Source organism: Cryptosporangium arvum DSM 44712 (genome assembly GCF_000585375.1).
GTDB lineage: Bacteria > Actinomycetota > Actinomycetes > Mycobacteriales > Cryptosporangiaceae > Cryptosporangium > Cryptosporangium arvum.
Genome location: NZ_KK073874.1, coordinates 5,189,942 through 5,208,403 on the forward strand (window position 1 = coordinate 5,189,942; position 18,462 = coordinate 5,208,403).

20 protein-coding genes are annotated in these 18,462 nt (G+C 72.8%); 9 read left to right on the forward strand and 11 right to left on the reverse strand.

All coding sequences use genetic code 11. The features are described 5' to 3' along the window. Window positions 1–5: 5 nt before the first annotated feature. The 6 genes from CRYAR_RS23465 to ald form a co-directional block, all read right to left on the reverse strand. Complete coding sequence (locus CRYAR_RS23465) at window positions 6–926, reverse strand: ABC transporter substrate-binding protein (protein WP_035855267.1); 921 nt, start codon at window positions 924–926, stop codon at window positions 6–8. Continuing rightward, window positions 920–1,507: a GTP-binding protein gene (locus CRYAR_RS23470; protein WP_035855270.1), complete on the reverse strand. Its 588-nt coding sequence runs from the start codon at window positions 1,505–1,507 to the stop codon at window positions 920–922. Before CRYAR_RS23470 ends, CRYAR_RS23465 begins: the two co-directional genes overlap by 7 nt. Further along, the gene (locus tag CRYAR_RS23475) at window positions 1,491–1,823 is read right to left on the reverse strand and encodes a DUF742 domain-containing protein (protein WP_035855272.1); all 333 of its coding nucleotides are present in this window, start codon (window positions 1,821–1,823) and stop codon (window positions 1,491–1,493) included. Before CRYAR_RS23475 ends, CRYAR_RS23470 begins: the two co-directional genes overlap by 17 nt. Further along, window positions 1,820–2,245 (reverse strand): roadblock/LC7 domain-containing protein, encoded by a 426-nt coding sequence (locus tag CRYAR_RS23480; protein WP_035855275.1) that lies wholly within the window; start codon window positions 2,243–2,245, stop codon window positions 1,820–1,822. Before CRYAR_RS23480 ends, CRYAR_RS23475 begins: the two co-directional genes overlap by 4 nt. Beyond that, window positions 2,235–4,574: a sensor histidine kinase gene (locus tag CRYAR_RS23485; RefSeq protein WP_051570850.1), complete on the reverse strand. Its 2,340-nt coding sequence runs from the start codon at window positions 4,572–4,574 to the stop codon at window positions 2,235–2,237. Before CRYAR_RS23485 ends, CRYAR_RS23480 begins: the two co-directional genes overlap by 11 nt. A gap of 214 nt (window positions 4,575–4,788) precedes the next feature. Beyond that, entirely contained in the window at window positions 4,789–5,904 is a 1,116-nt protein-coding gene (gene ald, locus CRYAR_RS23490) for an alanine dehydrogenase (protein ID WP_035855279.1), read from the reverse strand. A gap of 140 nt (window positions 5,905–6,044) precedes the next feature. Between ald and CRYAR_RS23495 the strand changes: the two genes are divergently transcribed. The 4 genes from CRYAR_RS23495 to CRYAR_RS23510 all read left to right on the forward strand — a co-directional run bounded on the left by CRYAR_RS23495 (window position 6,045) and on the right by CRYAR_RS23510 (window position 9,931). Next, complete coding sequence (locus tag CRYAR_RS23495) at window positions 6,045–6,515, forward strand: Lrp/AsnC family transcriptional regulator (protein ID WP_035855281.1); 471 nt, start codon at window positions 6,045–6,047, stop codon at window positions 6,513–6,515. Window positions 6,516–6,552: 37 nt separating this feature from the next. After that, on the forward strand, window positions 6,553–7,740 hold the full coding sequence (locus CRYAR_RS23500; RefSeq protein WP_035855284.1) for a cytochrome P450: 1,188 nt from the start codon (window positions 6,553–6,555) through the stop codon (window positions 7,738–7,740). 27 nt (window positions 7,741–7,767) lie between these two features. Further along, window positions 7,768–8,358, forward strand: coding sequence for a TetR/AcrR family transcriptional regulator (locus CRYAR_RS23505; protein WP_035855286.1), 591 nt, complete (start codon window positions 7,768–7,770; stop codon window positions 8,356–8,358). 79 nt (window positions 8,359–8,437) lie between these two features. After that, on the forward strand, window positions 8,438–9,931 hold the full coding sequence (locus CRYAR_RS23510) for an APC family permease (protein WP_035855291.1): 1,494 nt from the start codon (window positions 8,438–8,440) through the stop codon (window positions 9,929–9,931). On the opposite strand, the gene CRYAR_RS23515 is transcribed toward CRYAR_RS23510, so the two are convergent. Beyond that, a complete protein-coding gene (locus tag CRYAR_RS23515) occupies window positions 9,928–10,263 on the reverse strand; it encodes a hypothetical protein (RefSeq protein ID WP_157018004.1) in 336 nt (111 codons plus the stop codon). The two genes, CRYAR_RS23510 and CRYAR_RS23515, sit on opposite strands and share 4 nt — an antisense overlap. Before the next feature lie 131 nt (window positions 10,264–10,394). Between CRYAR_RS23515 and CRYAR_RS23520 the strand changes: the two genes are divergently transcribed. From CRYAR_RS23520 to CRYAR_RS23535, 4 genes are all read left to right on the forward strand, one after another. Further along, entirely contained in the window at window positions 10,395–10,931 is a 537-nt protein-coding gene (locus tag CRYAR_RS23520; protein WP_035855295.1) for a hypothetical protein, read from the forward strand. A gap of 92 nt (window positions 10,932–11,023) precedes the next feature. Beyond that, window positions 11,024–12,190 (forward strand): LLM class flavin-dependent oxidoreductase, encoded by a 1,167-nt coding sequence (locus CRYAR_RS23525; RefSeq protein ID WP_035855297.1) that lies wholly within the window; start codon window positions 11,024–11,026, stop codon window positions 12,188–12,190. Window positions 12,191–12,240: 50 nt separating this feature from the next. Continuing rightward, window positions 12,241–12,600: a MarR family winged helix-turn-helix transcriptional regulator gene (locus CRYAR_RS23530; protein WP_211247603.1), complete on the forward strand. Its 360-nt coding sequence runs from the start codon at window positions 12,241–12,243 to the stop codon at window positions 12,598–12,600. Continuing rightward, the gene (locus tag CRYAR_RS23535; RefSeq protein WP_035855303.1) at window positions 12,597–13,262 is read left to right on the forward strand and encodes a CE1759 family FMN reductase; all 666 of its coding nucleotides are present in this window, start codon (window positions 12,597–12,599) and stop codon (window positions 13,260–13,262) included. The genes CRYAR_RS23530 and CRYAR_RS23535 overlap by 4 nt, the downstream gene beginning before the upstream one ends. Before the next feature lie 4 nt (window positions 13,263–13,266). Here CRYAR_RS23535 and CRYAR_RS23540 read toward each other — a convergent pair whose 3' ends face one another. Next, entirely contained in the window at window positions 13,267–14,808 is a 1,542-nt protein-coding gene (locus tag CRYAR_RS23540) for a GGDEF domain-containing protein (protein ID WP_035855305.1), read from the reverse strand. Beyond that, on the reverse strand, window positions 14,805–16,499 hold the full coding sequence (locus tag CRYAR_RS43515; RefSeq protein WP_157018006.1) for a putative bifunctional diguanylate cyclase/phosphodiesterase: 1,695 nt from the start codon (window positions 16,497–16,499) through the stop codon (window positions 14,805–14,807). The genes CRYAR_RS23540 and CRYAR_RS43515 overlap by 4 nt, the downstream gene beginning before the upstream one ends. 156 nt (window positions 16,500–16,655) lie before the next feature. On the opposite strand from CRYAR_RS43515, the gene CRYAR_RS23550 reads away from it, so the two are divergent. Then, a complete protein-coding gene (locus CRYAR_RS23550; protein WP_051570852.1) occupies window positions 16,656–17,306 on the forward strand; it encodes an NINE protein in 651 nt (216 codons plus the stop codon). On the opposite strand, the gene CRYAR_RS23555 is transcribed toward CRYAR_RS23550, so the two are convergent. Together CRYAR_RS23555 and CRYAR_RS23560 are read right to left on the reverse strand one after the other, a co-directional pair. Next, window positions 17,295–17,771, reverse strand: coding sequence for an SRPBCC family protein (locus CRYAR_RS23555; RefSeq protein WP_035855306.1), 477 nt, complete (start codon window positions 17,769–17,771; stop codon window positions 17,295–17,297). The two genes, CRYAR_RS23550 and CRYAR_RS23555, sit on opposite strands and share 12 nt — an antisense overlap. A 68-nt stretch (window positions 17,772–17,839) precedes the next feature. Continuing rightward, complete coding sequence (locus CRYAR_RS23560; RefSeq protein ID WP_035855309.1) at window positions 17,840–18,433, reverse strand: DUF998 domain-containing protein; 594 nt, start codon at window positions 18,431–18,433, stop codon at window positions 17,840–17,842. Between the last annotated feature and the right edge of the window lie 29 nt (window positions 18,434–18,462).

The window sequence follows — 18,462 nt, forward strand, 5'->3', positions numbered from 1 at the left end:
TCGACTTATATAAGCCATCGCTTCCACACCGCCGGATGGGCGTCGAGCCAGCGCTTCGCGGCCGCGTCCGGAGCCATCCGGCCGACCGTGAGGTCACGCGCGACCGCGTTCTGGTCGGCGTTGGTCCAGGTGAAGTTCTTGATCAGCGACGCCGCCGGCGATCCGGAGTCGACGAACGCCTTCCGGCCGATCTTGTCCAGGTCGTAGGGCTGGTAGTCGCACGCGACGGTCTTCGGGTCGGCGTCGCAGCCCGGTGTGTAGCGCGGCAGCCGCACCCGCACCAGGTCGACCTCGGAGAGCAACCACTGCGGCTCGTAGAAGTAGCCGATCAGCGGCGTGCGGCCGGCCTCGGCGGCGCGGAACGCGTCGATCAGCTTCGCCTCGCTACCGGCGTAGGTGACGGTGAGGTTCAGCTTCAGGTTCCGCACCAGTGCGGCGTCGTTGGTGACGAACGACGGGTCGCCGTCGAGGAACACACCATTGAGGAGCCCGGCGTACCGGTTCAGGTTCACCCAGTCGGTGATGCCGGGATGTTCCCGGGCCAGCCAGGCCGGCACGTACCAGCCGATGATCCCCTGGTTGCCGGTCAGCCCCAGTTCGACCGCGACCTTCCGGTCGTCGATGTACTTCTTCTTGAGGTCGTCGTGGCCCCAGTTCTCCAGGACGACGTCGACCGTGCCGGCGGCGATGCCCTCCCAGGACGCCACCTCGGTGAGCTTCCGCTCGATCACCGTGCACCCGAGTTCGTGCTCGAGCAGGTACCGCACGACCGCGACGTTCGCGGCGTAGCCCACCCAGGGATTCACCGCGATCGAGACCGTGCGGCACGGCGCCCGCGGCACCGCGCCCGGCGGGGGCGACACCGCCGCGGTCGCACCGCACCCCGCCACGGCCAGCACCAGGAACAGCACCACCGCCCTCACCACGACGCCCCCGCCAGCCGTCGCGCCAGCACTTCCTCGGTGAGCGCCACCAGGACGCCCTTCACCGACTCGCGTCGCCGCGCGTCGCACTCGACCAGCCGCACGTCGTCCTCCACTCCCAGCGCTTCGCGCACCTCCGCGAGCTCGAACCGGGTCAGCGGCTCGAACACATTGACCCCGACCACGAACGGCAGCCCGCGGTCCTCGACGAAGTCGATCGTCGCGAAGCAGTCCTCGATCCGCCGGGTGTCGACGAGCACGACCGCGCCCAGCGCCCCGTCGGCCAGGTCGTCCCAGAGGAACGAGAAGCGGTCCTGGCCCGGGGTGCCGAACAGGTACAGCAGCAGCGCCTCGTCGAGCGTGATGCGGCCGAAGTCCAGCGCGACGGTCGTCGTGGTCTTCTCGCTGACGCCGGTCGTGTCGTCGACGCCGATCGAGCGGTCGGTCATCTCGGCCTCGGTGATCAGCGGCTCGATCTCACTGATCGCGCCGACGAACGTCGTCTTGCCGACGCCGAACCCGCCCCCGACGACGATCTTGACGGCGAGCGGTGGTGCGGGTGACCCGCTAGAGCGCTCGAACACGATCTCTGATCCTCCTCATCAGGGCGGGAGTCACGTCGGTGAGCGGCTCGTCGACGAGCAGATGCCCGTCGGCCACCAGATCGGCGACGAGGATCCGCACGACGGCGAGCGGCGCGCGGAGCGCCGCCGACAGGTCGGCCAGCGACTTCGGGGCCTGGCAGAGTTCGACGATCCGGCGCGACTCGAACCGCAGCGGCGCGGCCAGCGCCGCCGGCGTCGCGTGCAGCTGGGTCTCGATCCGCAGCCCCTCCTGGCGGGGCCGGGTGCGGCCGCCGGTGAGCACGAACGGGCGGACCAGATCGTCGTCCGCGTTCATCTCGGTAAGTTCTGGCGGGATTCCGCGATCAGCGCCGGGGTGAGCAGGGCGCCGAACCGGTCGGCGAGCAGCGAGATCTCGTAGCCGACGAGGCCCAGGTCGCTCTGGCCGCCGGCGACGACGCCGAGGCAGCTGCCGCCGGCGATGACCGAGACGAGCAGGAAGCCCCGCCGCATCTCGATCATGATCAGCTTGAGTCCGTCGAAGTCGTAGCGGCGCGACGCGCTGCGGGCGATGCTCGCGAGGCTGGAGACGATGGCCGCCAGCTGGTCGGCCTCGGCGCGGGTGAGGCCGTCCGAGGCGGCGACGAGCAGCCCGTCCGAGGAGACGGCCACCGCGTCGCGGACACCGTCGGTCTGGTGGACGAAGTTGCCGAGCAGCCAGTTGAACCGGTGCCGGTCGGCGGAGGTGTCAACGCTCACTGTCGCTCCTTGAGGTTCCCCGGTGGACGCCGTCACGGAAGGCGGAGAGGCGGGCCCGCAGGGCGCCGGGCGACTCCTCGAGGAGCGCGGGCCGCTCCCCCACCGGTGCGGCCGGCGCGACCGGTGTGCGGGCCCGCGGGGTCCGCTTGCGCAGCCCGTTGCGGGTGCGCTCGCCGTCGCCGTCGACGGCGTACAGCGCCACGCCCCCGTCCCGCTGCCCCGGCACCGCCGCGACCTCGGCTCCGACCGGCGCGAAGTCCTCGCTCGCGCCGGGCACGGCGGCGGCCGGGAGGTGTGGTCCGTCGAGGGCCGCGGCGGCGTCGGAGTGGCCCCGGCCGCGGGCCCGGACGACCGCCTCGGCGGTCGCCGCGCGCGCGAGCCGTTCCGCCCGTGAGGGCGGGCCCCCGGCGAGCGCGGGGGCCGGCGGCGCCCCCTCGACCGGGAGCGCGTAGCGGTGCAGGACCACCGGCACGGCCGGGGCCTCGGCCAGCACGCTCGCCGGCAACATCACCCGGGCCGTCACCCCGGTCACCGGCGACGCCGCCAGCTGCACGGAGAACCCCAGCTCCACCGCGAGCCGCCCCACCACGTAGTGCCCGAGGAACCGCGCCGGCGCGGTGATGAAGTCCCCGTCGCCACGCAGCCGCTCGTTCGCCCGCTCCAGCTCGGCCGCCCCGAGCCCGACCCCCTGGTCGAACACCGCGATCAGGTACCCGTCGGGCAACCGCCGCCCGTGGATCTCCACCTCGACGTCGGGCGGCGAGAACGACAAGCCGTTCTCGATCAGCTCGGCCAGCGCGTGGGCGACACCGCTCACCACCGCCCCGGACACCAGCACGTCGTCGACCCGGCGCAGCACCACCCGCCGGTACTCCTCCACCTCGCTCACCGCGGCCCGGATGACGTCGGTCACCGGCAGCGGGTCCGACCACTGGCGCGGGCTCGCCGCCCCCACCAGCACCAGCAGGCTCTCCGCGTTACGCCGCATCCGGGTCGCGAGGTGGTCGAGCTCGAACAGGTTCGCCAGCCCCGCCGGGTCCGACTCCTCCCGTTCGAGCCGGCTGATGAACCCGAGCTGCCTGCGCAGCAGGTTCTGGTTGCGGCGCCCGAGGTTCGCCAGCGACTCCGCGCTGCTGCGGCGCAGCCGGGCCTGCTCGACCGCGAGCGCGTGCGCGGTGGCCTGCACCCGGTCGAACGCGGCCGCGACCCGGTGCACCTCGTCGGTGGCCTCGGCCGGTACACCGACCGACGGTGGTGTCGTGTCCTGTCCGGCCGCGGCCCGGCGGACCGCGGCCGGGAGCCGGGTCGTGGCCAGCCGGTCGGCCTCGCCGGCCAGCGCGGCCAGCGGGCGGGCGATCGACCGCGACGCACGCACCGCCAGGTACACCGACCCGAGCAGCGCCAGCAGCGCTGCACCGAGCAGGCCGGCCATCCGCGCCACGGTCGAGTCGCGCAGCGTGTCGGCCCGGGCCTGGATCACCGATCCGACGTGCTGACGCAGCTGACGCAGGTCGTCGAGCACCGTGGTCAGCGCCGACCACCAGGACTGCGGGTTCACCTGCAGGTAGCGGCCGTCGCCGGCGCCGAGCGCCAGGGCCTGGAAGTGCACGGCCTCGCGGGCGGCGCCGGTGTCGAACAGGTAGCGCAGCCCGTCGCGGGCGGCGGGGCCGGCGTGCCGGGCGAACGCGCCGGCGGCGGCGTCGGCGGTCGAGCGGGCCGTGACGAACTGCAGGAACTCGCCGCCGCGGAACCCGCCGGCCGAGAACACCCCGTTGAGGATCGCGCGGGCCTGGGCGGTGGCCTCGGTGAGCTCGGTCAGCGCCTGCAGCGCGGCCACCTCGCGGCGCAGCGTCGCGTCGGACGCCCCCTCGAACCCGATGTCGACGGTGGTCAACGCGGCGATCCGCGCGGTGTAGAACGCGAACGCGGGGGCGCGGGGGGCGGATCCGGAGTCGGCACCCGCGCGGATCCCGGCCAGACCGTCGAGGGCGCGTAACGCGCGGGCGAGCGAACGGTCGCCGCCGCCGGTCAGGGCGGTGACCTCGGCGCGCCGGGCGTCGACGCGTCTTCGGACCGGGGTCAGTTCGGCGCGGAAGCCCGCGTTGCCGCCGAGGAAACCGGCCGTGACGCCGCGCTCGGTCTGCAGCTCCTGGACGAGGTCCTGGACGGCGAGGCCGAGCGTGACCGCCCGGGAGGTCGCCGCCGCCGACCGGACGTCTCCGACCTGGGCGACCGCGACGACGGCGAGCAGGGCGACGACCGCGGCGATCGGTAACGCGAGCGTGCGGACGATCCGCCGGCCGATGGATCCGCCGGAACGCTCCGACACACGATCAGCTCCCTCATCGACACACCGTTGTGGCGCACCCGATGGTGATCAGCGGAACCGTGCGGATTCATACTGCTGCGAATTCGAAAACGACCCGACGCATGAGCGAGCCCCGGTCCGCGACTGCGGACCGGGGCTTCGCCGGGGAGCGGCTCCCGGATGCCGCGCCCCGATGGAGCGGCCACCGATTTCCCCCCGATGGCCGCGGACGCGCTCAGGCGAGGACCGACTCCGGGGAGACCGACGGCAGGGTGTGGGCGGCGGCGACCGGCGCGGACGTCAGCTGACCGGCGTGCGTGGTGAGGCCGCGGGCGAGGGCGGCGTCGGCGCGCAGCGCGTCGCGCCAGCCCTGGTCGGCCAGCGCCAGCGCGTAGGGCAGCGTCACGTTCGCCAGCGCGTGGGTGGAGGTCGCCGGCACCGCGCCGGGCATGTTCGCGACGCAGTAGAACACCGAGTCGTGCACCGCGTACGTCGGCTCGGCGTGCGTGGTCGGACGCGAGTCCTCGAAGCAGCCGCCCTGGTCGATCGCGATGTCGACGAACACCGAACCGGGCTTGGCCCGCGAGACCAGCTCGTTGGAGACCAGCTTGGGCGCCTTCGCCCCGGCCACCAGCACGGCGCCGATCACCAGGTCGGCGTCGAGCACGGCGCGCTCGATCTCGTACGAGTTCGACACGACGGTGGTCAGCCGCCCGGCGTAGAGCCGGTCGGCGGCACGCAGCTTCTCGATGTCCAGGTCGAGCAGCGTCACCGAGGCGCCCATGCCCACCGCGATCGCCGCGGCGTTCATCCCGGACACCCCGGCGCCCAGGATGACGACCTTCGCCGGCGCGACGCCGGGCACGCCGCCCAGCAGCACGCCGCGGCCGCCACCGGCACGCATCAGGTGGTAGGCACCGGCCTGCGGGGCGAGCCGACCGGCGACCTCGCTCATCGGGGCCAGCAGCGGCAGCGCGCCCGAGTCCAGCTGCACGGTCTCGTACGCGATCGACGTGGCCCCGCGCTCGAGCAGCGCGTCGGTGCACGGGCGGGACGCGGCGAGGTGCAGGTAGGTGAAGAGCACCTGTCCCTCACGCATCCGCGCGTACTCGGACTCGATCGGCTCCTTGACCTTGAGCACGAGGTCGCCGGCGGCCCAGGCGTCGTCGGCGGTGTCGACGATCTTGGCTCCGGCGGCCAGGTAGTCCTCGTCGGGGAGCGCCGACCCGGCGCCCGCGCCGCGCTGGACGAACACCGTGTGACCGCGGCGCACGAGCTCCTGCGCGCCGGCCGGGGTGAGTGCGACCCGGTACTCGTGGTTCTTGACCTCGCTCGGGACTGCGACCCGCATGAGAAGACTCCTGGTTCGCCGGGGAAGTAGGAAAATGGTGTCAACTACTTCGGCGACGGCGGGTAAGCACGAAAGATTATTCGGCGCAGGCCCGGATTCTGTCCGATCATTCGGAGGGAGCCCGACCGAGAGGCCAGCACATGAACAACCTTCGACCCGAGTTCGACGACGTCGACCGGCAGATCCTGCGTGCGCTCGCCGACGACGCCCGCCTTCCCAACAGCACGCTCGCCGCCCAGGTGGGCGTCGCGCCGTCCACCTGCCTGATGCGGGTCCGCCGGCTCCAGGAGGCCGGCGCGATCCTCGGCTTCCACGCCGATCTGTCGCCCGCGGCGCTGGGCCGCCCGCTGCAGGCGATCATCTCCGTGCGCCTGGCCGCGCACGCCCGTACCCGGATCCGGCAGTTCGGCGCGGGTATCGCCGCCCTGCCCGGCGTCCTCAACGTGTTCTTCCTGGCCGGGGCGAACGACTTCCAGGTGCACCTGGCGGCCGAGTCCGCCGACGACCTGCGTGACTTCGTGGTCGAGAACCTGAGCGCCTCCCGCGACGTCGCGATGACCGAGACGAACCTGATCTTCGAACACCTCCGCGGCCGCTCGCCGATCGTGTAACTTCTCCGACAAGTGTCGGAGAAGTCAGGAGACTGCGATGTCGTCCGTGCACTTCAGCCCATACGACGAGCACACGGTGGCCGACCCCTACCCCGTCTACCAGCGGTTACGGAACGAGGCGCCGCTCTACCGCAACGAGGAACTCGGGTTCTACGCGGTCAGCCGGTTCGCCGACGTGGCCGCCGTCCTGCAGGACCACGAGACCTACAGCAGCGCCAAGGGTGACATCCTCGAGCTGATCCAGGCCGACCTCGAGGTGCCCTCCGGCGTGCTGATCTTCGAGGACCCGCCGGTGCACCCGCTGCACCGGCGGCTGCTCTCGCGCGTGTTCACGCCGAAGCACGTCATGGCGCTGGAGCCGCGGATCCGGGAGTTCTGCGCGCGCTCGCTCGACCCCCTCGTCGGCCGGGCCGAGTTCGACGTCATCGCCGAGCTCGGTGCCCAGGTGCCGATGCGGGCGATCGGCATGCTGCTCGGCATCCCCGAGTCCGCACAGGAGGCTGTCCGCGACGCGGTCGACGACTCGCTGCGCACCGAGGCCGGCGCACCGATGAGCGCCGATCAGACGCTTCTCGACGGCGAGGCGTTCGCCTCCTACGTGGACTGGCGCGCGGCGAACCTCTCCGACGACATCATCAGCCAGCTGCTCCGGGCCGAGTTCACCGACGAGTCCGGCACGGTGCGCACGCTCACCCGCCAGGAGGTCGTGCTGTACGTGACCGTGCTGGCCGGCGCGGGCAACGAGACCACCGGCCGGCTGATCGGCTGGACGGCGAAGCTGCTGGCCGAGCACCCCGATCAACGCGCGGAGCTGGTCGCCGACCCCGCGCTGATCCCCGGCGCGATCGAGGAGGTGCTGCGGATGGAGGCGCCGGGGCACTTCATGTGCCGTTACGTCACGCGTGCGCACGCCGTGCGCGGCGTCGAGATCCCGGCCGGCAGCGTCATGATGGCGATCCTCGCGTCGGCCAACCGCGACGAGGAGCGCTTCGAGAACCCGGACGCGTTCGACGTCCACCGCCGCGGCGTCCCGCACCTGGCGTTCGGCGGCGGCATCCACTTCTGCCTCGGCCACACGCTGGCCCGCCTGGAAGGCCGGGTGGCGCTGGAGGAACTGCTGAAGCGCTTCCCCCACTGGGACGTCGACCTCGCGTCCGCGACACTGTCGTCGACCTCCACCGTCCGCGGCTGGGAGACGCTCCCGATGCGTGTGCGCTCCGGCTGACGGCGAGCGATCTCCTACGATCGCGGTATGGGGGCGCCGGCCAAGGATCCGCGGGCGCGCCGTTCACGGCGCGCCTTGGAGCACGCGCTGCTCGAGCTCGTCCGGACCGAGGACCTCGCGCAGATCTCGGTCTCCGACATCACCAAGCACGCACGGGTCAGCCGGTCGACCTTCTACGAGCACTACGTCGACGTGCACGACCTCGCGGCCTCCGCCTGCACCGATCTGTTCGACGAACTGGTGGCCGGGCTGCCGCTGGCCGACCCGGGCCTGGTCGACGAGGCCGAACCGGCCGACAACCCGCTGGTGCCGGTCTACACCCACTTCGGGACGCACGCCGAGCTGTACCGGTCGCTGCTGGGGCCGGACGGCAGCGCCCGGGTGCTGAGCCACCTGCTCGACCGGCTGCGCGTCGCGACCACGGTCAACCTGCGGTTCGCGGCGCGGTCGTCGGCCCGCGTCACCGAGTCGCCGCCCGGCGATCCGCTGCACGCGCTGATCGCCGGTGCGATCGTCGGCACGGCGGTCGGCTGGCTGCGCGGCGACGCCCCGGGCACCCCGGAGGAGCTGGCCGCGCGGGTCTGGCCGCGTCTGCTCGCCGCCGCGCTGGCCGGCTGACCGATTTCCCCCGTGCTCCCCCTCGAGCTGCCGTAAGTTAACCCGGGTTCACGCCGGTCGACGACGACGAGGGAACATCATGTCCACGGACACGTCCGTCAGCGCTCCCGCCCGCCGCTCCAGACCCCGGCCGCCGCTCGGGATACGCCACCTGACCCTGCTGCTGGTCATGACCCACGCGCCGCTGCTGCTGGTCTGGAGCACGGTCTCCGGCAGCTACCAGATCGGCGGCGTCGTCGCGACCCCGCTGGTGTTCCTCATCGCCGGACTGCTGATGCTGATCGTCGCGCTCGGGTACGGCGGTATGGCCCGCCGGATCCACCACCGCGGCGGCGTCTACGCGTTCATCGCCCACGGGCTGGGCCGCACGCCGGCACTCGTCGCGTCGGCGGTGCTGATCGCCTCGTACGTGTCGGTCACCGCGGTCGTGCTCATCTACTCCGGACAGAGCTTCTCCCAGCTCGGCACGCTGCTGTTCGGCTGGGAGCCGCCACTGGTGGCCGGCGCGATCGCCGGGGCCGTGCTGGCCGCCGGGCTCGCCGCGCTGCCGCTGCGGATCATGCTGCGGGTGCTCTCGGGGCTGGCCGTCGTGCAGCTCGCGGCGATCGGCTGGCTCGACGTCGCCGCGCTGCGCGAACCGGCGGGCGGGGCGGTGACGACCGCGAGCCTGGATCCGGGCTGGCTGCTGACCGGCTCGTTCGGGCTCGCGCTCTGCCTGTCGATGACGTCGTACATCGGCTCGGAGACCGGCGGCACGTACTCGCGTGACGTCGTCCGGCCCGAACGCACGGTGCCGATCGCCACGCTCCTGGGGTACACGCTCACCACCCTCGTGCTGGTCTTCAGCGGCTGGGCGCTGAGCACGGCCACCGGTGCCGAGCAGGCGGTCCTCCTGGCCCGACTCAGCGCGGCCGACACGAAGGGGCTGAGCGACACCGGGTCGTTCGTGCTCGCGGTCGTCGGCGGGCTGGTCGCGCCCGAGCACCTGGAGCGGACCGCCGAGCTGCTGCTCACCGCGCTGTTCCTGGGCATCGTGTCCTCGATGGCGGCGCTGCACTCCGGTCTCTCCCGGCAGCTCTCCGCGCTCGGCGCCGAGGGCGTGTTGCCGCGGAGCTTCGCGGCCCGGGGCACCAGCACGCCGACGCTCCCGGCGAAGGTCACCGGCCTCACGCTGAGCACCGTGGCGGCGATGGTCGCGATTCTCACCGACGACCGGGGCGTCGGCCTCGCGCTCGCGGTGACCGGCGGGCTCGGCGTGCTCGCGGTGCTGTGCGTGGCGTCGCTGGCCGCCGCGGCCTGGTTCCTGCGCCGCGACGACGTCGAGTCGGGGTTCTTCGGCTGGGAGGGGCAGGTGACCGCGGCGAGCGTCGGCGCGATCGTCACCGCCTGCGTGTTCGTGTTCGGCTGCTTCCGGCTCCCGGAGGCGCTCGGCGCGTTCGGCGACGTCGTTCCCGGCTGGTTCCCGCTCGCCTATCTGAGCGCGGCGCTGGGGACCGGGCTCGTCTGGGTGGTGGTCGTGCGTACCGCCCGGCCGAACGGGTGGCTCGACCTCGGCCGGCAGGACATCCGTTAGTTGGTGACCGTGCGCACGCCGGTGGCCGCGTGCCGCGGGCGGTGCACGCGGTGGGCCTTGTGACGCAACCACAGGCCGCCGACGATCGCCCAGGCGATCGTCGCCGGGCCGATCAGCGCGAAGCCGGCGATGCCCAGCAGCTGATAGGTCCAGCCCACCGAGCCGTTCAGCAGGACCGTGAGCGCATGCCCCTCGAGCAGCAGCACCGCCGTACCGATCGCCGCGGCCGTCGTCCAATGCGGAACGACGGTCTCGTCGCGGAGCGAGCGACCGAACTGGAACACCGCGTAGCCGACCAGCAGCACCATCAGAATTACGAGATTCGTGCTCACGTCGTTCTCCCCGCGTCGGCTCGCCGTGCCTTTCCGGCCCTCGGTCCTCAGGTATCCGCAAGCGGCGGCCGGTAAAACCCCTGCTACGGTCCGAGCCCGGCGCTCGGGCGCCGAAACACGGGGAGAGCAGCATGAACGCCGAGTATTTGCGGGACGCGGCCATGACCGCGGCCATCTTCGGATTCTTCGCGATGGGCTGGTTCGGCTGGGCCCAGGAAGCGCCGCCGAAAGGCTGGAAGCCGTACCTGGTCGCGGGCTCGATCGTCGGTGGCCTGGCCTCGGCCGGCGGGCTGGCCACCGCGCTCACCCACTGGGACGACGGCACCGCGCTCGGCGCCGACGGCGGCCGCACGTTCGGCATCGTCGTCGGGATCGAGTTCGGCGCGGCGGCGATCGGCGCCGTCGCCCTGGCCCTGACCGGCCGGTCCCGGTGGATCCCGGTGTGGGTCGCGTTCGTGGTGGGCGTCCACCTGTTCCCCGTGGCCGGTGTGTTCGACTACGCGGTCATCGGTGTGGTCGGGGTGCTGATCACGGCGGCGTCGCTCGCGGCGGTGCCGATCGCCCGGTCCCGCGACCTGGCGCCGAGCGCGGTCACCGGAGCCCCGACCGGGGTCGCACTGGCGTCCGGAGCGGTGTATTCGCTGCTCAGTGCGTTACTCGCGTACTGAGACCCAGGTCTCAGGCATCTCGGAATAGTCGCGGGGGGCCTGCCGTTGTGATGCATGCAAACGCATGAACCTTTACTGAGAGTGAGACGGCCATGCAGTTCGGGGTGTTCTCGGTCAGCGACATCACTCGCGACCCGGTCTCGGGCGAGACGCCGAGCGAGGCCGAGCGGATCGACGCGGTCGTGCAGATCGCCAAGAAGACCGAAGAGGTGGGGCTCGACGTGTTCGCGATCGGCGAGCACCACAACCCGCCGTTCTTCTCGTCCGCGCCGTCGACGTTGCTCGCGCACATCGCGGCGCTCACCGAGAAGCTGATCGTCACGACGTCGACGACGCTGATCACGACCAACGACCCGGTGCGCATCGCGGAGGAGTACGCGATGCTGCAGCACCTGTCCAAGGGCCGGATGGACCTGATGCTCGGCCGCGGCAACACCGCGCCGGTGTACCCCTGGTTCGGCCAGGACATCCGCCAGAGCCTGCCGCTGGGCCTGGAGAACTACAACCTGCTCCACCGGCTGTGGCGCGAGGACGTCGTCGACTGGGAGGGCAAGTTCCGCACGCCGCTCTCGGGCTTCACGTCCACGCCGCGGCCCCTCGACGACGTGCCGCCGTTCGTCTGGCACGGCTCGATCCGCAGCCCGGAGATCGCCGAGCAGGCGGCCTACTACGGCGACGGCTTCTTCGCCAACCACATCTTCTGGCCGAAGGAGCACTACATGCGGCTGATCAAGTTCTACCGCCAGCGCTACGCGCACTACGGCCACGGCACCGAGGAGCAGGCCATCGTCGGCCTCGGGGGTCAGGCGTACATCGCGAAGCGGTCGCAGCAGGCGGTCAAGGAGTTCCGCCCGTACTTCAACGAGGCCCCGGTCTACGGCAACGGGCCGCGGATGGAGGACTTCGCGGAGCAGACGCCGCTGACCGTCGGCAGCCCCCAGGAGGTCATCGACAAGACGCTGACCTTCCGCGAGCACTTCGGTGACTACCAGCGTCAGCTGTTCCTCGTCGACCACGCCGGCCTGCCGCTCAAGACCGTGCTCGACCAGCTCGAGCTGCTCGGCGGCGAGGTCGTGCCGGTGCTGCGCAAGGAGCTGGCCGCGCGGCGCGCGCCGGGCGTCGCCGAGGCCCCCACGCACGCGGGCCTGGTCAAGGCCAAGTACGGCGACGGACCGGCCCGCCAGCCGCGCCCGAACGCGAACCGCGGCGACAACGTCACCGGTGGCTCGCCCTACCAGGACTCGGCGCTCGCGAGCTGATGACCGCGAACGGAGCGTGGGAAGCCCTCCTCGGCGCACACGCGCGGCTGATGAAACAGTTCGCGGCCGAGGACGTCTGGGAGGGCCTCGCGATGCGTGAGTACGACGTGCTCTACACGCTCTCGAAGTGCCCGGAGCCGCAGCGCATCGGCGAGCTGTCGCACCACGTGCTGCTCAGCCAGCCGGCGCTGTCCCGGCTGGTCGACCGGCTGGTCGGGAAGGGGCTCGTGGAGCGGTGCCCGGACCCGGCCGACGGCCGCGGCGTCCGCCTCGCGCTCACCGCGGCCGGCCGGGAGCTCCAGTACCGGATCGGCCGGCGGCACGCGCGCGGCGTCGCCCGCGCGCTGCGTGACCGGCTCACCGAAGACGAACTGCACCACCTCGAAGCGATCGGCAGGAAACTCGCATGACCACGTTCTCGCTCGTCGTCGTGACGGCCGGTACCAGCGACCCGTCGTCGACCCGGCTGCTCGCCGACCGCACCGCGTCGCGGGCCACCACGATCGCGGCCGGCCGAGGCTCCTCGGTGACGGTCACGGTCGTCGACCTGCGCCAGCTCGCGACCGAGATCACGACCGCGATGATCTCCGGGCTGACCGGCCCGAAACTGCGGGCGGCGATCGCCGCGCTGGCCGAGGCCGACGGCGTCGTGGCCAGCACCCCGGTCTACAAGGCCGGCGCGAGCGGCCTGTTCACCTCGTTCTTCCAGGTGCTCGACAACGACCTGCTGATCGCGAAGCCGGTCGTGCTGGCCGCGACCGCGGGCACGGCCCGGCACGCGCTCGTCGTCGACGACCAGCTGCGCTCGCTCTTCGCCTACCTGCGCACGGTGCCGGTGCCCACGGCCCTGTTCGCCTCGACCGAGGACTGGAACGACCCGGCGCTGAACAAGCGGATCGACCGCGCGGCGCTCGAGCTCGTCGTGCTGATGGAGAGCGGCTTCGCCGCCGCGATCCGCGACGAGTCCTGGCACAACTACCAGCACGAGTTCGGCAGCGCCGGCGGCGCGGAGCTCACCATCGACCTGGACTCGGACCTGATGAAGCTCGCGACCGGCGGCTCGGCGCACTGAGCCCTCACACCGTCATCGGCTCGGCCGGCGACGCGACCGCGACCCGGTTGCGTCCGCCGTCCTTGGCCCGGTAGAGCGCGCGGTCGGCCTCCCGGTACAGCGCCTGGCCGTGGTCGCCCGCACGCAGCGCCGCGACACCGAGCGACCCGCTCACCTCGAGCGGGCCGGTCTCGGGGAGGTCGATCGGCGCACCGGCCAGCGCGGACCGCAGCCGTTCGGCCAGCTCGGCGGCGCCGGTGATCGTCGTGTCCGGCAGCAGCCAGGCGAACTCCTCGCCGCCGTGGCGGGCGATGACGTCCCCGGACCGGGCCACGGTACGCAGCCGCTCGGCGGTCTGCACGAGCGCCGCGTCCCCGGCGTCGTGGCCGAACGTGTCGTTGATCCGTTTGAAGTGGTCGAGGTCGAGCACGACGAGGCTGAGCGGCGCACCGGCCCGGCGCGACCGGGCCACCTCGCGGTTCAGGGCGTCCTGCAGGTAGCGCCGGTTGTGCAACCCGGTGAGCGGATCCGTGACCGCCAGCCGGGCCTGCTCGGCGAGCGCGTCACGCAGCTCCCGGGCCAGCCGGGTGCGGTCGTTGGTGACCACGAGCTGGCGGTGCAGCAACCCGGCGACGATCACCGCCGCGACCACGACCGGCAGGAACGGGATGCCCGCCCCGACGATCTGGATCGCGACCACGGCCCAGGCCGCGGCGGCCGCGACGAGCAGCGGCACGATCGTCACGTCCCGGCCGAGCACCACCGGGCGCGGATCCTCCTCCGCCCGCCGGGCCGCGGCCAGCCCGGCCAGCGCGAGCGTCACCGCCGACAGCTCGTACCCGGCGTTGACCCAGCTCGCGTCGCCGTAGGAGCCGTCGATCGTCTGATAGGAGTAGACGACGTCGTCGACGACCGTGACGAGGTAGGCCCAGCCCACCAGCCGGAGCGACGCGGGCAGCCGCTCGTAGCCGGAGAGGCCGAGCGACACCAGGCAGACCAGGATCACGACGTCGGTCAGCGGGTAGGCGATCGTGATGAACCCGGTCAGGCCGGCCGGGGCGTCGGCGAGCTGGGGCAGCACCAGCGTCTGCCAGCCCAGCGTCGCCAGGCCGAGCGTCACCAGCAGCACGTCGAGCGACGCGCGGCGCGCCTGCTCGGAGCGGCGCTGCCGACGGCCGAACACCACCGCGAATCCCACCGGGACGAGCAAGCCGTTCACCAGGTAGAACACGTCGGCGAGAGCGGCCGGGTCGTCGTCCGGCGCGGTGTAGGCGGAGTAGGTCCAGATCACCTCCCCGGTCAGCCAGAACGCCGCCGAGGTCGCGAACACCGTCCAGGCCCGGCCGGTGCGGTTGCCCCTTCTGCGCCGCCACGCCGCCAGGACCCCGGTCACCGTGGCCGCGGCGATCGGCACCAGGTAGAGCACGTTCGCGGTGAATTTCGCGAGCTCCGGCCGCTGCTGACCGGCCGCGGTGAAACCGGCGTAGACGACGAGCCAGCCGACGCCGATCCCCAGCGCGCGCCGGAAGACCCGGTCGGAGCGGAGGTCCGTCGGTTCGCCGCTCACCGGTCACCGACCAGGACCGGGTACCCGGCGCCGCGGTCCAGCGCGGCCGCGATCCGCTCCGGCTCACCGGCGCGCCCGTAGAGCCAGCCCTGGAACTCGTCGCAGCCGAAGCGGCGCAGCAGCTCCGCCTGGTGCCGGTCCTCGACGCCCTCGGCCACCGTCCGCAGACCCAACGTCCGCGCCAGCGCGATGATCGCGGCGACGATCGGGGCCTCCTGCTCCTCGGCGCCGAGCTCGGCCACGAACGACCGGTCGATCTTGAGGACGTCGGCGGGCAGGCGATGCAGGCGGCTGAGCGACGAGTAGCCGGTGCCGAAGTCGTCGATCGCGATCCGGATCCCGAGGGTGCGCAACCGGCGCAGGACGTCGAGGGCGGCCGCCGCGTCGGCGTCCAGCGTGCTCTCGGTGACCTCCAGGACCAGGCGCCCGGCGGCCAGCCCGGACTCGGCCAGCGCCGCGACGACGTCGTCGTAGTAGCCGGGCTGGTCGAGTTCCCGGCCCGACACGTTCACGGTGATCTTCGACGGCACGCCGGTCGGCCAGGACGCGGCCGTGCGGCAGGCCGTGCGCAGCACCCAGCGATCGAGCGTCCGGATGAACCCGCAGCGCTCGGCGTCGGGGATGAAGTCGTCCGGGGCCACCGGGCCGCACGCCGGGGACGACCAGCGGACGAGCGCCTCCGCGCCGGTGACGTGACCGCCGGCCGCGGCGACGATCGGCTGGTAGGCCACGCTGAACTCGCCCGCGGCCAGCGCGGCCTCGAACGTCGCGGCCAGCCCCGAGGTGTCGTCGTGGTGCACGGTCGCGGCGCCGCCGGCCCGGCGGGCCTCGGACAGCGCACCCTCGGCCCGGTCCACGAGCGCGGCGAGATCGTCGCCGCGCTCCCGGTGGGCGGTACCGGCCGGGCATCCTCCGGAGACGGCCCGGAGCCGCTCCAGCAGGTCGGTGACCACCGGGGCGCCGCCGCGCACGAGCACGGCGAACGACGTGTCGCCGTAGCGCGCGAGCACGGTCGGCGGGGCGGCCACGGCGCGCCAGGACTCGGCTAGCGCGCGCAACGCCCCCTCGTCGGCCGCGGCGCCCAGCGTCCCGACGTCGAGCAGCGCCAGCGTCAGCGGACCGCCGTCCGGGTCGGCGGCGAGCGCGGAGCGCAGCACGCGGTTGAGCCCGCGCCGGTTCGGCAGCCCGGTGCGCAGATCGGTCTCCGCCTCGGCCGCGGTCTGCACCAGCCAGCCGGTGACCGCGGCGACGACCGCGTTGACGCAGACCAGCGTCCCGACGATCGCCACCGGCAGCGCGTGCCAGGCCACCCCGGCCACGACGAGCAGCACCAGCACCGCCGCGTCGACGACCAGACACGACCGGTTGTCGTAGAACGCGTGCACGAACATCGAGACGAGCGGCAGCAGCAGCGCGGCGGCGACGGCCTCCGCGTGGCCCCGCTGCATCGACATCTGCACCGCGAGCAGGCCGAGCGTCAGGAACACCAGGACGTAGAACACGCGTACCGAGAGCCGGGCGCCGAACAGCGCGGTCGCGACGCCGGCCAGCAGCGCCACCGTCGAGACGATGAGCGCGGCGGTCCGATCGCTCCAGGCCGGGACGAGCCACGCGGTCAGGAAACCGACCAGCCCACCGGTCAGGTAACAGACCGAGGCCAGCCGGGCCATCGCCGGTCCGGACGCGATCACCGATGGACGCGGTCCGGCCCACCACACGCGTCTCACTACCGTGTCATCGGTCGGTGCGGGGCGGAGTCGAGTGGTCCGGCCTCACGCGTTCGGGCCGCCGGGGACGACCACTACGGCGAGTGACCCGGGATGCGACCGGGCGATACCGTGCCGGGTATGACTTTGCCGCTCCCGGGTCCCGCTGACCGGTCGAACCACGATCCGTGGTACCCGACCGACCCGGCGTCGGCTCCTCCCTCGTCGGGACAGCAGTACGGGATCCAGCCGCCGCCCTCGGGGGTGCCGTACTCGGGGACGCCGTACACCGGTGGCGCACCGTACGCGGGGGCACCGTACGCGGATCCGACCCACCCCGAGCCGTACTCGGCGCAGCCCTACTCGGCCCAGCCCTACTCGGCCCAGCCGGCGTACGGGATGCAGCCGTACGGGCAGCAGCCCGCCTACCCGGTTCCCCACCCGCCCACCTACACCGGGGCGGCCTTCGGCATCGACCCGAGGTCCGGCCGGCCGTTCTCCGACAAGAGCAAGCTGGCCGCGGGGCTCCTGCAGCTCCTGCCCGGCTTCTTCCTCGGCCTCGGCGGCATCGGCCGCCTCTACGCCGGGCACTCGGTGATGGGCACGGTCCAGCTCGTCACCACCGTGCTCGGCTGGGGGTCGTTCTGGCTCGCGATCTGCGGCTCGTTCCTGGTGCTGCCGCTGCTGTTCTTCGTCGTCTACGCGGCCGGGTGGCTCTGGTTCGTGATCGACGGCATCATGCTGCTCGCCGGCTCCCCCACCGACGGCGACGGCCGCCCGCTACGCGCCTGACCGGTCCTCGGCGAGCCTGCGCAGGTTCTCCAGCGACTTCTCCAGCGCGCTGAGCGGAACGATCGGCCAGGTCAGCGCGGCCAGCAGCTTGGGGTGGGCTCCGCTCCAGTCGCAGTACGACGTCACCTCGGTCGCGCCGCCGTCCAGAGCGGCGAGCCGGTAGCCGTAGGTGTGCCCGATCGGCGACCGGTCGACCGCGCCGGGCTGCCAGGCCACCTCGACGCCGGGCGTGAACCGGACGACGGTGTTCTTCACCGTGTACTTCCCCATCGGGAGGTCGCCGAGCGGCTCGCGGTCCATGTTCATGACGAACGTGTCGCCGACCGCGCCGATCGGCCGCGCGTCCGGCGCGGCCAGCAGCATCCCGGAGCCGTCGATGGCCACGTGTCCGTGCGGGTCGCTGATCAACGCGAAGATCCGATCCGCCGGGGCGGCGATCCGGCGCGTGGTCTCGATACGAGTCATCGGGCCATCGTCGCCCCGGCACCGTCGCCGGACGGGCCGTTCGCGTGAACGGCCCGTTCTGGATGGAGTCAGCGCAGCCGCGCGGCCGCCAGCGAGACCCACAGCAGCGCGGTGATCGCCCCGACGGCCAGCGCGAGCGAACCTCCGGGCGCGCCGCTCATCGCCCACCCGTCGCCGACCAGCAGCGCGGTACCGGCGATCAGCGACGCCGCGGTGTCCCGGCCCGAGCGGTAGTGACGCGCGAGCACGTAGCAGGCCGCGATCAGCGCGGTGAACGTCGTCGTACCGGCCAGCATGTGGCCGTAGCTCGACCCGGACAGCGGCGCCCCGACCGGATCCATCACGAAGATCCCGGCCCCGATCATCCCGGCCCCGGCCAGCGCGACCAGCCGCGCCACCCAGACGCCGGGCAGCGCCGCCCGGAACCCGGCCGCCCCGATCAGCAGCAGCACGCCGGCGACGACGAAGTTCAGGATCTGCACCCAGCCCAGCGCGCCGTTGCTCAGGACGCTCAGCGGTTCCCGGGTGATGTCGTAGCCCTCGCGGGTGAACGCCTGCCCCAGCGACACGACGGTCCAGAGCGGGCCGGCGACGGCCGCGGCGGCGAGGCGGGCGCGGGGCGTGGTGCGGGGCTTGGTGCGGGCGGCGGTGATCGTGGTCATGACGGCCTCTCTCGATGTCGGTTCCGCTG